This window comes from Amycolatopsis sp. NPDC052450 (assembly GCF_044547565.1).
Classification (GTDB): Bacteria; Actinomycetota; Actinomycetes; order Mycobacteriales; family Pseudonocardiaceae; genus Amycolatopsis.
Genome location: NZ_JBIUAQ010000011.1, coordinates 154,816 through 167,968, shown reverse-complemented (window position 1 = coordinate 167,968; position 13,153 = coordinate 154,816). Strand labels below are relative to the sequence as shown.

Annotated in this window: 16 protein-coding genes; 3 read left to right on the top strand and 13 right to left on the bottom strand. The window is 68.9% G+C overall.

Features of this window, described 5'->3' with window-relative positions; genetic code table 11:
* The first annotated feature begins 7 nt into the window (after nt 1-7).
* A complete protein-coding gene (locus tag ACIHAO_RS20470) occupies nt 8-889 on the top strand; it encodes an alpha/beta hydrolase (RefSeq protein WP_396560021.1) in 882 nt (293 codons plus the stop codon).
* 48 nt (nt 890-937) lie between these two features.
* On the opposite strand, the gene ACIHAO_RS20465 is transcribed toward ACIHAO_RS20470, so the two are convergent.
* From ACIHAO_RS20465 to ACIHAO_RS20415, 11 genes are all read right to left on the bottom strand, one after another.
* Nucleotides 938-1,072 (bottom strand): hypothetical protein, encoded by a 135-nt coding sequence (locus ACIHAO_RS20465; RefSeq protein ID WP_396560019.1) that lies wholly within the window; start codon nt 1,070-1,072, stop codon nt 938-940.
* A 136-nt stretch (nt 1,073-1,208) separates the two neighbouring features.
* Entirely contained in the window at nt 1,209-1,553 is a 345-nt protein-coding gene (locus ACIHAO_RS20460) for a hypothetical protein (protein ID WP_396560017.1), read from the bottom strand.
* A gap of 13 nt (nt 1,554-1,566) precedes the next feature.
* Nucleotides 1,567-3,000: an MBOAT family protein gene (locus tag ACIHAO_RS20455; protein ID WP_125791255.1), complete on the bottom strand. Its 1,434-nt coding sequence runs from the start codon at nt 2,998-3,000 to the stop codon at nt 1,567-1,569.
* An 86-nt stretch (nt 3,001-3,086) separates the two neighbouring features.
* Nucleotides 3,087-4,043: a 23S rRNA (guanosine(2251)-2'-O)-methyltransferase RlmB gene (gene rlmB, locus ACIHAO_RS20450; RefSeq protein ID WP_396560015.1), complete on the bottom strand. Its 957-nt coding sequence runs from the start codon at nt 4,041-4,043 to the stop codon at nt 3,087-3,089.
* A 35-nt stretch (nt 4,044-4,078) separates the two neighbouring features.
* The gene (gene cysS, locus ACIHAO_RS20445; protein WP_396560013.1) at nt 4,079-5,470 is read right to left on the bottom strand and encodes a cysteine--tRNA ligase; all 1,392 of its coding nucleotides are present in this window, start codon (nt 5,468-5,470) and stop codon (nt 4,079-4,081) included.
* 46 nt (nt 5,471-5,516) lie between these two features.
* On the bottom strand, nt 5,517-6,203 hold the full coding sequence (locus ACIHAO_RS20440; RefSeq protein ID WP_396560011.1) for an HAD family hydrolase: 687 nt from the start codon (nt 6,201-6,203) through the stop codon (nt 5,517-5,519).
* A gap of 106 nt (nt 6,204-6,309) precedes the next feature.
* Nucleotides 6,310-6,705: a PPOX class F420-dependent oxidoreductase gene (locus tag ACIHAO_RS20435; protein WP_125791259.1), complete on the bottom strand. Its 396-nt coding sequence runs from the start codon at nt 6,703-6,705 to the stop codon at nt 6,310-6,312.
* 10 nt (nt 6,706-6,715) lie between these two features.
* Entirely contained in the window at nt 6,716-7,111 is a 396-nt protein-coding gene (locus ACIHAO_RS20430) for a PPOX class F420-dependent oxidoreductase (RefSeq protein ID WP_396560009.1), read from the bottom strand.
* Between the two features lie 28 nt (nt 7,112-7,139).
* Nucleotides 7,140-7,610, bottom strand: coding sequence for a 2-C-methyl-D-erythritol 2,4-cyclodiphosphate synthase (ispF, locus tag ACIHAO_RS20425; protein ID WP_034310203.1), 471 nt, complete (start codon nt 7,608-7,610; stop codon nt 7,140-7,142).
* Nucleotides 7,607-8,239 carry a 2-C-methyl-D-erythritol 4-phosphate cytidylyltransferase gene (locus ACIHAO_RS20420; RefSeq protein ID WP_396560006.1) on the bottom strand — a complete coding sequence of 211 codons (633 nt, stop codon included), beginning with the start codon at nt 8,237-8,239 and terminating at the stop codon, nt 7,607-7,609. Before ACIHAO_RS20420 ends, ispF begins: the two co-directional genes overlap by 4 nt.
* Before the next feature lie 74 nt (nt 8,240-8,313).
* Nucleotides 8,314-8,805, bottom strand: coding sequence for a CarD family transcriptional regulator (locus ACIHAO_RS20415; protein WP_005165253.1), 492 nt, complete (start codon nt 8,803-8,805; stop codon nt 8,314-8,316).
* Nucleotides 8,806-9,102: 297 nt separating this feature from the next.
* Here ACIHAO_RS20415 and ACIHAO_RS20410 point away from each other — a divergent pair, with 297 nt between their 5' ends.
* Nucleotides 9,103-9,813, top strand: coding sequence for a hypothetical protein (locus tag ACIHAO_RS20410; protein ID WP_396560004.1), 711 nt, complete (start codon nt 9,103-9,105; stop codon nt 9,811-9,813).
* Nucleotides 9,814-9,949: 136 nt separating this feature from the next.
* Nucleotides 9,950-11,308 (top strand): DNA repair protein RadA, encoded by a 1,359-nt coding sequence (gene radA, locus ACIHAO_RS20405; protein ID WP_125786106.1) that lies wholly within the window; start codon nt 9,950-9,952, stop codon nt 11,306-11,308.
* On the opposite strand, the gene ACIHAO_RS20400 is transcribed toward radA, so the two are convergent.
* Both ACIHAO_RS20400 and ACIHAO_RS20395 read right to left on the bottom strand, forming a co-directional pair.
* A complete protein-coding gene (locus ACIHAO_RS20400; protein WP_396560002.1) occupies nt 11,305-12,462 on the bottom strand; it encodes a CU044_5270 family protein in 1,158 nt (385 codons plus the stop codon). The two genes, radA and ACIHAO_RS20400, sit on opposite strands and share 4 nt — an antisense overlap.
* Nucleotides 12,449-13,078, bottom strand: coding sequence for an RNA polymerase sigma factor (locus ACIHAO_RS20395; protein ID WP_396560000.1), 630 nt, complete (start codon nt 13,076-13,078; stop codon nt 12,449-12,451). Before ACIHAO_RS20395 ends, ACIHAO_RS20400 begins: the two co-directional genes overlap by 14 nt.
* Nucleotides 13,079-13,153: the final 75 nt, after the last annotated feature.

Below are 13,153 nucleotides of genomic sequence, written 5' to 3'. Positions count from 1 at the left end.
CCAAAGGATGACAAGGATCTTGCTCATGAGCGCACTTTCGCGCCCCTTTTTCGTATTCGTTCACGGAGGCTCCAGTAACGCACGGGCCTGGGGTCCGTTGCAGAACGAACTGGCTCTGCTCGGATACCGTTCGCACGCCGTCGACCTCCCCGGCCACGGCGACCTCGCGGACAGCCCCGCCGCCTACTACCGGCAACCGCAGGACCTCGCGGCACTGGCGGCCGCTCCCTCCCCGCTGCGCGGAGTCACGTTGCGGGACAACGTGCGGCATGTGGTGGACACCCTCCGGCGGCTCGACGGCCAAGGACCGCTCGTCCTGGTCGGCAACAGCCTCGGCGGGCTGACGATCAGCGCCGTCGCCAACGCCGCGCCGGAACTGCTCGACCGCGTCGTCTACCTCTCCGCCCTCTGTCTCAGCGACCCGGCCATGCTCACCGAAGCGTGGGATGTGGCCGACGAGAACCTGCTGGACGCGCTGTCGGCGCGGATCGCCGTGCCTGACGTCGACGAAGCCGGGGTGGCCCGGCTGAACTGGCGCGGTGCCCACGGTGACCCGGCCCTGTTCGCCGAACTGAAGGCCGCCATCATGGCCGACTCCACCGATCACCAGTTCCGGCTGTTGCTCGACTCCCTGGATTCGGACGAAAGCTACGCGGTGCTCGAGCCGGGCGCGCTGGTTCAGGCGGACCGGTGGGGGCTCGTCCCGCACACCTACGTCCGGCTCGCCGAGGACCTCAGCATCACTCCGGCGGTGCAGGACTACATGATCCGCAAGGCCGACGAGCTGACTCCGCACAACCCGTTCGAGGTGCGCACCTTGGCCTCGTCGCACGTCGGTTACTTCAGCCGGCCGCGGGTCTTCGCCGATCTGCTGACCGGTCTCGTCTGAGACAGCGTCCCCGCCGCCGGATTCGGCGGCGGGGACGCTCAGGCGTACTCAGGCTCGCAGCCCGGTTTTCCACCGATACAGCCAGACCGGCTGTCCGACCTTGTCGGCCGGTTCCCAGTCGTAGCGCGGCCAGACATGCGCGTGCAGGAACGGATCCGTGTTGCCGAGGATCTCCACGTTCACCCTGCGGAAACCGGATCCCTTCGCACGCAGACGTTTTCGACCGCTTCGCCGAGCAACTCCATGTCCGCCAGGAACTTCAGCCGCCGTGGCCGCGGCAGATCGGTCGGCAGGACACAGTAGCCAGGGAGGAACTGCGCTAACCGACCGGGAAGATCGAACCGCCCTTGCCGGTGAACTGCGTGGTCAGCCGGACCGGCTCGTCATGCGGCGCCAGGACGATCGAGGCGAACGGCGTCGCGGCGGCCTGTGACCCGTAGTTGGTGTGCAGATGCGCGCTGACGTGGACGTTCCGGTCGGCGGGGATCTCGAACGTGACCGCACCCCAGGAAACCACGTACTGCCTGCCGTCGATGCTCACGAACGGCGCGTACGGCACCATCGACGACGGGTACGGGCGTAGCTCGATGGTGAGCAGCCGACGCGGTCCGTCGTGGTTGTCGACGTACGGGATCACCCCTGGCAGCTTCGCGAGATCGGTCATGCTCGGGGCTCCCTCAGAACTGGTAGTAGAGGAACGGGCTGAAGGTACCGGTCGCGATCAGGATGGCCGCGTACACCAGTCCCACGGTCATCACCCCGATCCGCAGCGCGGTGGCCGGGCGGCTTCGCGAAGACTCCAGCAGCGGGCCGGTCACCGGATGCGCGGGCAGGAACACGATCGCCAGCGCGCACAGCAGGATCAGCAGCCGCTGGTTGGTCACCGCGCTCTCGACGACGTCGGTGAGGCCCGTGAAGTCCGGCAGCACCATGTGCCCGATCATGCCGAGCGCGTGCGGCAGGTCCTTGGCGCGGAAGAACACCCAGCCGAAGACCACGAGCACGAGCGTCAGCGCGCGGCGGCCGATGCGGGCGGCCTGGGTCTTCGGGGTGACGTCGTAGCCGAAAGCGCGTTCCACGATCAGCAGCGCGCCGTGGTAGATGCCCCAGATCAGGAACGTCCACTGCGCGCCGTGCCAGAAGCCGGTCAGCACGAACACGATGCACAGGTTCCGGTACGTATGCCCGGCGCCGGTGCGGTTGCCGCCCAGCGGGATGTAGACGTAGTCGCGGAACCAGCGGGACAGCGACATGTGCCACCGCCGCCAGAACTCGGTGATGGTCACCGACGAGTAGGGTCTCGCGAAGTTCTCCGGGAGCCGGAAGCCGAGCATGCGGCCGAGCCCGATCGCCATGTCGGAGTATCCGGAGAAGTCGAAGAACAGCTGAAGCGTGTATCCGATCGCGCCGAGCCAGGCGATCGCGAAGGTCATCTGATCCGGTGGCGTGTTGAAACACGCGTCGACCATCGGGCTGAGCGAGTCCGCGATGATCGTCTTCTTGCACAGCCCGAGCGCGAACCGCGGGAAGCCGGCGGCGATGTCGTCGAGGCGGTGCGACCGCTGTTGCGGCAGCTGGTCGGCGATCTCGCGGTACCGCACGATCGGCCCGGCCACCAGCTGCGGGAACATCGCGATGTACGCGGCGAACGACACCGGGTTGCGCAGCGCGCGGCGTTCACCGCGGTAGATGTCCACCACGTAGGAGATGTGGTGGAACGTGTAGAACGAGATGCCGATCGGGATGACGAGGTCGGCCACCGGGAAACCGCCGCCGAACCAGTGCGTCACGGCCGCGATCTGCTGCGTCGCGAAACCCGCGTACTTCCAGATCAGCAGCATGCCGACGTTGAGGCCGATGACCCCGAGCAGCAGCCGCTTGCGCCGTTTGTTCTGCAGATCCCACGCGTTCGGCTCCAGCGCGGGCCCGGCCAGGAAGTTGACCACCATGCAGCCGATCAGCACCAGCGTGTACGGCCCGGCGCCGGTGGCGTAGAAGATCAGGCTGCCGACCGCGACGATGCCGTTCCGCCAGCTGCGCGGGCACAGCAGCACGGCGAGCAGGACCGCCGGCATGAAGTACCACAGGAACAGCGGCGAAATGAACGACATCGGTGCGGGGTCCCCCAGGGCGGTTACGCGTTATCCGCTGGTGACCTTAGCCTGAGCACCCCGTACCGTGTCGACGAAGTGCGGGGTCAGACACGTCCCGCGATACGACGACGGCGCGCCACCTCGGCCAGCAGCACCCCGGCCGCGACCGACGCGTTGAGCGACTCGACACCGGCGGCCATCGGGATCGACACGGTCGCGTCACAGGTCTCGCGCACCAGCCGGGAAAGGCCGCGGCCTTCCGAGCCGAGCACGATGACCAGCGGGTCCGACGCGACGTCCAGTTCGTCGATGTCGACCGAGCCGTCCGCGTCGAGGCCGACGACCATCAGGCCGTCTTCCTTCCACGCCTTCAGCTGACGGGTCAGGTTGGTCGCGACGGCGATCGGCAGCTTGGCGGCGGTGCCGGCGGAGGTCCGCCACGCGACCGCGGTCATCCCCGCGCTGCGCCGCTCCGGCAGGAGGACACCCTGCGCGCCGAACGCGGCGGCCGAGCGGATCACCGCGCCGAGGTTGCGCGGGTCGGTGACGCCGTCGAGCGCGACGAACAGCGGGGTCTGACCCGAGTCCTTCGCCACCGCCATCAGGTCACGCGGGTCGGCGTACACGAACGGCGGGACCTGCAGGCCGAGGCCCTGGTGCATGGCCCGGTTGGTCTTGCGGTCGAGTTCCTCGCGCGGGATCTCCAGGATCGAGATGCCCTTGTCGCCGGCGAGCCGGACGGCCTCGTTGACGCGGTCGTCGATCTCGATGTTGATCGCGACGTACAGCGCGGTGGCGGGCACGTCGGCGCGCAACGCCTCGACGACCGGGTTGCGGCCGGCGATCAGTTCGGGCTTGTCCGCCTTCTTCTGCCGCGCCTGTTCCTTGCGGTCACGCGCGTTCGACATGCGATACGCCTTGTGCCCCGGCCGGTCCTCGGCCTTGGGCGTCGGGCCCTTGCCTTCGAGGCCCTTCCGGCGCTGGCCGCCGGAGCCGACGACCTGACCCTTCTTCGTGCCGGGCTTGCGAATAGCGCCCTGGCGCCGGGAGTTGCCTGCCATCAGTGAGAATCCTTGAGCTAGAGACCGAGTAAGTGTCAGACGTCCTTGACGGTCCACTGTGGACCGTTCGGGGTGTCTTCCACCACGATGCCCGCCTGCTGGAGGCGGTCACGCGCGGCGTCCGCACGGGCGAAGTCCTTCTCGGCGCGGGCCTGCTGCCGTTCGGCGAGCAGCCCTTCCACGAGTTCGGACAGCGCCTGCCGGGTGGGCGTTTCGTTGCCGCCCGCCTCGGACCAGCGCGCGGAGAGCGGGTCGAGGCCGAGCACGTCGGTCATCGCGCGCACGGAGGCGGCGATTTCGAGTGCCTTGGAATTGTCGGCCGCGTCGAGTGCTGCGTTACCGTCGCGGACCGTGTTGTGCAGCACTGCGAAGGCCTGCGGAGTGGCCAGGTCGTCGTCGAGCGCGGCGGCGAAGTCCTTCGGGACCTCGCCGAGGTGGACCTCGCCGACGATGCCCGCGGTACGCCGGAGGAACTGCTCGATCCGCCGGTAGCCCTGAGCGGCTTCGGCGACGGCTCCGTCGGAGTACTCGATCGTCGACCGGTAGTGCGGCTGGACCAGGTAGTAACGCAGTTCGGGGGCCCGGTAGTTCTCGAGCATCGCCGGGATCGACACCGTGTTGCCCAGCGATTTGGCCATCTTCTCGCCTGCCATGGTCACCCAGGCGTTGTGCAGCCAGAACCGCGCGAACGGGTCGCCTGCCGCGTTGGACTGGGCGCGTTCGTTCTCGTGGTGCGGGAAGACCAGGTCGATACCGCCGCCGTGGATGTCGAACTCGGCACCCAGGTAGGTCGTCGCCATCGCCGAGCACTCGAGGTGCCAGCCGGGGCGGCCTTCACCCCACGGCGTCGGCCACGACGGCTCACCCGGCTTCGCGCTCTTCCACAGGGTGAAGTCGCGCGGGTCGCGTTTGCCCTCGGCGAGGGTCTCGCCCTGCTGGACCTCGTCGAGCTTCTGCCCGGACAGGTCGCCGTAGCCGTCGAACGCCTTGACCGAGAAGTACACGTCGCCGCCCGAGGCGTACGCGTTCCCGCCGTCGATCAGCCGCTGCATCAACTCGACCATCTGCGTGACGTGCCCGGTCGCCCGTGGGGAGATCGAAGCGGGCAGGCAGCCCAGCGACTCGTACGCCGACTCGAAGGCGCGCTCGTGCGTGGCCGCCCACTCCCACCAGGGACGGCCCGCTTCGGCGGCCTTGGTGAGGATCTTGTCGTCGATGTCGGTGACGTTGCGGACCATCAGCACGTCGAGTCCACTGTGGACGAGCCAGCGGCGCAGGACGTCGTAGTTCAGCGCGCCGCGGATGTGGCCGATGTGGGGGATGCCCTGCACGGTGGCACCACACACGTACATGGACGCCGTTCCGCTACGGGCGGGGTGGAATTCCCGCACGCTCCGGGTCGCGGTGTCATAGAGGTGTAGTGCCACCCTAAAAGGGTACGGGGTCGGCGTGAGCGGTGTCGCAGTGACCGTATTACAGCAGGTTATGGGTGCGCATGACGCTGAGCAGGGCGTCCGGCCGTTCGGTCGTCGGCAGGGGCTCCACCAGCGCGAACGCGCAGCCGATCTCGCGCGCGGCGCCGTCCGCCTCCTCGCTGTCGCCGACCATGAGCGTTTCCGCCGGGTCGACGCCGAGCCGCTCGACGGCCGTGCGGAAGATCTCCGGCTCCGGCTTCACCGCTCCGACCTCGAACGACAGGATGAACTCGTCGACGAACGCGTCCCAGCCGCGGCGGCTGAACGCCGGCCGGATGTCGAAGGCGATGTTGCTCAGCACCCCGAGCTTCACGCCCTTGCCCGAGACGCCCTTGAGGACGGCTTCGGTGTCCGGGTACGGCGTCCACTGGGTGGGATCGATCAGCCGGGTGTAGAGCGCGACGGCCTGGTCGGCGTGCGGCACCCCGGACTGCTTGAGGACCTCGAGGTACACCTTCCGGTGCAGCGCGGGGTCGCGGTCGCGGTGGTTCCAGGCGTGCAGATGCTCGTCGTCGAGATCGACGACCTGGCCGACCGGCGCGGTCATCCGGCGCATCAGCTCGGTCTGGGCCTCGATGTCGAGGCCTTCCCCCTCGTGGTCGGTGAGGTCGGCGAGCCAGGTCTCGTCCTGTTCGAGGCGGAAGACCGTGCCGGAGAAGTCGAACAACACAGCGCGAAAGGTCACGAGCCCCACATTAGCCACGATCGTGGGGTGTTCGCCGCTCCCCGCGCGTGAGATGAAAGGCCCCTTCATTGCAAAATTTGCAATGAAGGGGCCTTTCATCTCAGTTTCAGGCGGCGTTGCCGGTGATCCTGGTCGGCGTGATCCGGACCAGCACGCGGACGACGTCGGCAGGTTCCTCCGGGTAGTCCTTGCCGAGGTACTTGTGCGAGAGCTCGTTGATCAGCTCGCGCCCGCCTTCGTCGGTCATCTCCACGGTCCCGCGGATCTCGACGTAGTCGTACGGGTTCTCCTGGTCGAAGACCGAGACGGACACCCGCGGGTCCCTGGCCATGTTCCGCTCCTTGAGACGGCCGCGGACGGTCGCGAAGAGCACCGTGTCACCGTCCCGCTTCGCCCACAGCACGGACGTCTGCGCGGAGCCGTCGGCGTTGATGGTCGCCAGCACCGGGAAGTTGTTGCCGTCGAGGAGTTTCTTGGTCGCGTCGTTGAAGGTCACACCCATGATCGCGAGCCTAAGCCACGTTCCCGGCGACCCTGTCCACCCGCAGGCGGACGATCACCCGCTCGACCTCCGGGCCCTCCGGCGGCGGGTCCTGGCCGAGGTACTTGTGGCTGAGTGCCTTCGGGAGCGTCTTTTCGGGGTCCGGGCTGATCGTGACCGTGCCGCGCAGTTGCGTGTGCCGGTACGGGTTCTCCGCGTCGGTGATCGACACGCTCGCGCGAGGGTCGCGACGGAGGTTTCGTACCTTCAGCCTGTCTTCGGTGGCGCTGAAGACCAGATCGCCGTCGTCGAGGCCCACCCAGACGACCGAGGTCTGCGGGCCGCCGTCGGCGTCCAGTGTGGCCACGGTCGCGAAGTTCTTGCCGTCCACCAGTTCGCGGACCGGTTCGGGAAGTGTGACTGCCATGACAGCCCGAACCGGCTTCCGGCGGGGGCTATTCCTGCGAGGGCAGGAGCAGTGCCGTCGCGAACGCCGCGATGCCCTCGCCGCGTCCGGTCAGGCCGAGTCCGTCGGTCGTCGTCCCGGAGACGCTCACCGGCCCGCCGACGGCCTCGCTCAACACTTTCTGGGCCTCTTCGCGGCGCTTCCCGACGCGCGGCGCGTTGCCGACGATCTGGACGGTCGCGTTCCCGACTGTCCAGCCCCCCGCCTCGACCAGACGCCGCGCCTCCGCGAGGAACTCGACACCGTGCTTGCCCGCCCACCGCGGATCGCCGGTGCCGAACACCGCGCCGAGATCACCGAGCCCGGCCGCGGACAGCAGCGCGTCGCACAACGCGTGCGCCGCGACGTCGCCGTCGGAATGTCCCGCGCAGCCGTCGACGCCGGGCCAGAGGAGCCCGGCGATCCAGCATTCGCGGCCCGCCTCGACGGGGTGGACGTCGACGCCGTTCCCGATCCTCACAGCACTTCCTCTTTCCCGGCCACCGCGATCGCTTCGGCCAGTTTCAGTTCGAACGCGTTGGTGACGCGCATCGCATCCGGATGCCCGGCGACGGTGTGCGCGCCGTCGAGAGACGGCTTGTCGACATAAGAGAGAAAAGTCTCACGGGTGAAGCCGAGCGGGGTTTGGGCCGTGCGCAAATATGCGCGGTCCTCGGTACCTGTGATCACCTTCGCCGCGTCGGTCACCTTCACGGTGTCCGCCATCGGAAGTACGGGAACCACGAAAGGCGAGCCCGCACGGACCGCGTCCGCGACGGCACGGACCGTGTCCGCGGGAGTGAACGCACGCAAAGCGTCGTGCACGAGAAAGACGGGGTTTCCGGCGATTTCGTTTTCGACGGTGTCGAAAGCATGCTTGAGCGACGAGCCGGGTACTATCCGGCAACGGTTCTCGAAGCCGCTCAAAGCGGCCGAAAACAAATCAGCACACCGCTCGGGGGCCGCTACGACCACCAGATCGAGATCCGGCAGCGCGAGCAGCCCCCGCACAGTGTGCGTGAGTAACGCTTCACCATTGACCGGCGCGAGAGCGAGCTCCGCGTCGGAGGCATGGTGTCTGACGACAGTGACGAACACGATCGTGCTCATATGGTCGGTGCTCATATGTGCGCGATCGTAGAGGTATCCCCCGCAGCCTCACCTGGCGTGGGACACCCGCCGGTTCAGACTGCCGCGGTTTCCAGAACTTCGTCGAGGAGGACTTCAGCCTTGTCCTCGTCGGTGCCCTCCGCGAGCGCCAGCTCGCTGACCAGAATTTGCCGCGCCTTCGCCAGCATGCGCTTCTCACCGGCTGAAAGTCCGCGGTCCTTCTCTCGCCGCCAGAGGTCGCGCACCACTTCGGCCACCTTGTTCACATCGCCGGAGGCGAGCTTCTCGAGGTTGGCCTTGTACCGACGAGACCAGTTCGTGGGCTCTTCGGTGTGCGGAGCACGCAGAACGTCGAAAACCTTGTCCAGTCCTTCTTGCCCGACGACATCACGAACACCGACGATCTCGGCGTTGTCAGCGGGCACGCGAACCGTAAGATCCCCTTGCGCGACTTTGAGGACGAGGTACTTCTTCTCCTCGCCCTTGATCACGCGGGTCTCGATGGCTTCGATGAGTGCGGCACCGTGGTGCGGGTAGACGACGGTCTCTCCGACCTTGAAAACCATGTGTCCTCTGCCCCTTTCGCTGAATTCATCTTAGCACGTGCCGACGAGGCCCACCTAGCGGCCCGCGATCGTCGTCGCAGGTCAGCGGCCTGGCGGTGGTCCGCCCGGGGGTTGACAAACCCAATTCGCCCATGCTCACGCTGGTGAGAAGCGAACGATTTCCAAATCCTTTGTGGACGGTTGATCTTGGGCACGTCACCGCATTGGTGGCGTGTCAACACGCACCGGGTTCTCCGGTCGCGAAGGCGCCCGGCTAGTCTTCGCGGTGAAGAGGCCGTGAGATGGAAGGACTCCGACGTGAGGCTGCAGAATCGTCGCGTGTTCGGCGCAGGTGTGCTGGCGCTCGGCGCCGCGCTCGTGCTCGCCGGCTGCGGTGCTGGTCAGATCACCCAGACCGACTCGCAGCAGCCCGCGGTCAACGGGACGTACGCGCAGGCGAAGGACCTGGTGCTGCGGAACGCCGCGCTCCAGTTCCCCGCCGAGGGTCAGGCGTACCCCGCCGGTGCCGCCGCGCCGCTGACGCTGACCATCGTGAACCAGGGCAAGCAGGACGACGAGCTCGTCTCGGTGTCCTCCGAGGCCGCCACCGGCGACGCCAAGATCACCGGGGCCAAGGTCATCGTCTCGAGCCACGCGCTGGTGATCGGCCCGTCCGACGCGGTCGAGTCGACCAAGGAGGTCGCTCCGACGAGTGCGCCGTCCTCCGCGCCGGCGTCGTCCTCGGGCGCGCCGTCGAGCAGTGAGCCGGGCGCCCCGTCGTCGAGTGTCGCCGGGACGGTCACGCCGTCCGCGGGCCCGGAGGCGTCCAACGCGCCGGATCAGGTGGGCAAGGCCACGGTCGTGCTGCAGGGGTTGAAGCAGCCGGTGTGGGCGGGCCAGACGATCAAGGTCACCTTCGTCTTCAAGAACTCCGGTTCGATCACGCTGGACCTGCCGGTCGCGGCGCCGTCGCACCCGGGCAGCCGGGCGCCCGCGCCCGAGAAGGAAGCCAAGGGCGGCGGGCACTAGTCCCGTAGCCGAGCCGAAGGGGCCCTTCACCGCATCTCAAGCGGTGAAGGGCCCCTTCGCTGCGTCACATGCGGGGAAAGTCCCCTTCAGCCCGTCGTTGCCCGGGTTTGTCGGTGGGGGCCGCTAGCCTCGCGGGGTGGTCAAGAAAGGCAGTACCTACCGCTGCGGCGAATGCGGGTACGAGGCGCCGAAGTGGGTCGGGCGCTGCCCGGAATGTCAGGCGTGGGGAACGCTCGAGGAGCGCGGCGACGCCCGTCCCGCGATAGCCAGGGTCGCGGCCGGCGCGCCCAGTGCCCCGGCGCGCCCGATCGGCGAGGTCGACGTCGAGACGGCGCGGGCCAAGCCCACCGGAGTCTCCGAACTGGACCGGGTGCTCGGCGGCGGCTTCGTGCCGGGCGCGGTGATCCTGCTCGCCGGTGAGCCCGGTGTCGGCAAGTCGACCCTCCTGCTGGAGGTCGCCTATCAGTGGGCGTCCACCGCGGGCCGCGCGCTGTACGTCACCGGTGAGGAGTCTGCGGGGCAGGTGCGGCTGCGCGCCGAGCGCACCGGCAACGTCCACGACGAGATGTTCCTCGCGGCCGAGAGTGATCTCTCCGCGATCCTCGGCCACGTCGACGCGGTCAAGCCGGGGGTGCTGATCGTCGACTCGGTCCAGACCATGGCCTCGCCACAGGTGGAGGGCGCGCCGGGTGGGGTCACGCAGGTCCGCGCGGTCACCGCCGGGCTGGTCGCGCTCGCCAAGGAGCGCGGGCTGCCGATCGTGCTGGTCGGGCACGTCACGAAGGACGGTTCGGTCGCCGGGCCGCGCGTGCTGGAGCACCTGGTCGACGTCGTCCTGCAGTTCGAGGGCGACAAGCATTCGACGCTGCGGATGCTGCGCGGGATCAAGAACCGGTTCGGCGCCGCCGACGAGATCGGCTGCTTCGAACTGGTCGAGGAAGGCATCGTCGGCGTGCCCGACCCGTCGGGGTTGTTCCTCAGCCACACGGCGGAGCCGGTCGCGGGCACCGCGGTCACGGTGACCATGGAGGGCAAGCGGCCACTGCTCGGCGAGGTGCAGGCGCTGGTTTCGGCGACCCAGTCGCCGCAGCCGCGGCGCGCGGTGAGCGGTCTCGATTCGGCGCGCGTCGCGATGGTGCTGGCCGTGGTCGAGAAGCGGGCGAACATCAAGGTCGGCGACAAGGACGTCTACGTGGCGACGGTCGGCGGCATGAAGATCACCGAACCCGGCATCGACCTCGCGGTGGTGCTGGCCCTGATCTCCTCCGCGAGGGACACGCCGCTCTCGCCCAAACTCGTCGCGATGGGCGAGGTCGGGCTGTCGGGTGAGGTCCGGCGGGTGCCGAGCGTCGGGCGGCGGCTCGCGGAGGCCGCCCGGCTCGGCTTCACCTACGCGCTGGTGCCGCCGGACTCCGGCAAGATCCCGCCGGGGATCCGGGTGCTGGAGGTGTCGGACGTCGGAAGCGCGCTCAACGCCGCCAAGCACGCGCGCTAGCGAGGCTCGGGGCCGCCGTCGTCGGTGATCACCACCGAGATCGTCGTGTCGAACAAGGTCAGCCCCGGCCAGCCCTCGTTCTGGTCGTTGGACCGGACGGCGCGGTTCCCGGTGACGGCCGCCGTGGCCCGGTCGACGACGAACGTGCGCGTCTGGTCCGGCAACGCGACCGTGAAGGACACCGCGGGCCGTCCGCCGGGACCGGCCGCGCTTTCCACGGCGATGCCGGGCATCCTCGCGAGCGCTTTGCACAGTGCCACCCGTAGTGCGCCGAAGCCCTGGGAAGACCGGAGGACGTTGAAGGCCATCTCGAACATCTCGGGCGCCGAGTTCGGCTGCTCCGGTGAGCGGCCGTCCGGCCAGAGGCCGTCGCGGCGGAGTCGCTCGGACAGCTTGGCCGGATCGGTGGGCAGTTCCGCGAGGAACTCAGGGGTGGGGTTGGTCCACCCGCTTTTCGACGGCAGCCGATCCAAGGAAGGGACGGGCGGCAGCGCCTCGGAGGTTTTCGACGGCGGAGGCACCGGTGACGTGGTGGTGGTTCGCGGCGGCTTCGCCTCATCCACGGTGACGTGGGACGACGGGCCCGGAAGCGCTTCGCCGTAGGACATGGCCGTCTGGTAGTCGCCCTTGACCCACCGGATCTCACCGGTTCCGGTGAAGCGCGTCTTGGCCGGCTTCCGGCTGTGCGGCGGCAGCCATCGTTCGAGGATCTCGTGGGTTTGGTAGACGAGCCCGGTCTTGGTGACGTGCGTGGTCCAAGTGGATTCGGTGACGAGCCGGTACTGGCCGTCCCGGATCGCGAAGTCGTCGCCGTGGAGGGCTTCGAGCGCGTCTTCGCCCCGGGTGAGGGCCGAGTGGGCCGCGGGATCCGGGCCGTCGTCGGCGGTGAAGACGTTCGTCGCCACGATCCCGCCGCCGGACACCAGCGCCGCGGCCGCCGCGGCCGCGATCCACCGCCACGAGCCCGGCCGCTTCTTCACCGGGGGCGCGGTCACGGGGAGGAGTTCGTCCTCGACATCGCCGGCGGCCCGCAGGAGCGATGCCCTGGCGCGGGACAGTTCGTCCTGCCGGGTTTCCGGTTCCGCGTGGAGGCCGGCCAGCGCCTCGTCGAGTTCGGCCTCGGACCACACCTTCCTGATGCTACCGCCGTGCACTTTCACCCTCCTCCTCGTGACTCGAGTTGTCCTTTGTGGACTCCGGCGCGTTGGCGCGCAGCCATCTCCGGATCCGGTGCAGCCGCGATCTCACCGTCCCCGCGGGAATCCCCAGCGCCTCGGCGACCTCGCCGGGTTCCAGCCCCGCCCAGGAGACCAGCAGCAGGGTGTCCCGGTCCGCGACGCTCAGTTCGGCCAGCGCGCCCGCCAGCTGGGCCGCGCGGGACTGCGCGTCGACCCGCTCGGCGACCCGGCCGTCGTGCCCGGCCGAGACCGTCTGGCCGGCGGCCGCGAGCCGGGCCGTCGCGGTGAGCGCCCGGGTCTCCGTGCGGACGTGGTGCCGCAGCAGATTCGTCGCGATGCCGTACAGCCAAGCCCGCGCCGTCCCGGCCTCCGGGCGGTACGTCTCCCGCCTCCGGAGCGCCACGAGGAACGTCTCGGCGACGAGGTCGTGCGCGGTCTCGGTGCCGACGCGGCGCGCGAGGTAGCGCTGCAGCGGGGCCGCGTGGGCGTCGAAGAGCATGCCGAAGGCGGGCGCGGGGTCGGGACCGCCGAGATCCGGCCTGTCCAGTCCACGCGTGCCGGCCTGCTCGTGATCGTCTTTCATCACCTGCACGATCGCTATTGCCCGATGAACCCATGAGCGTTCATCCGATCCTACTTTCGTCGTGGGCCGATCGGGGGCGGCGCG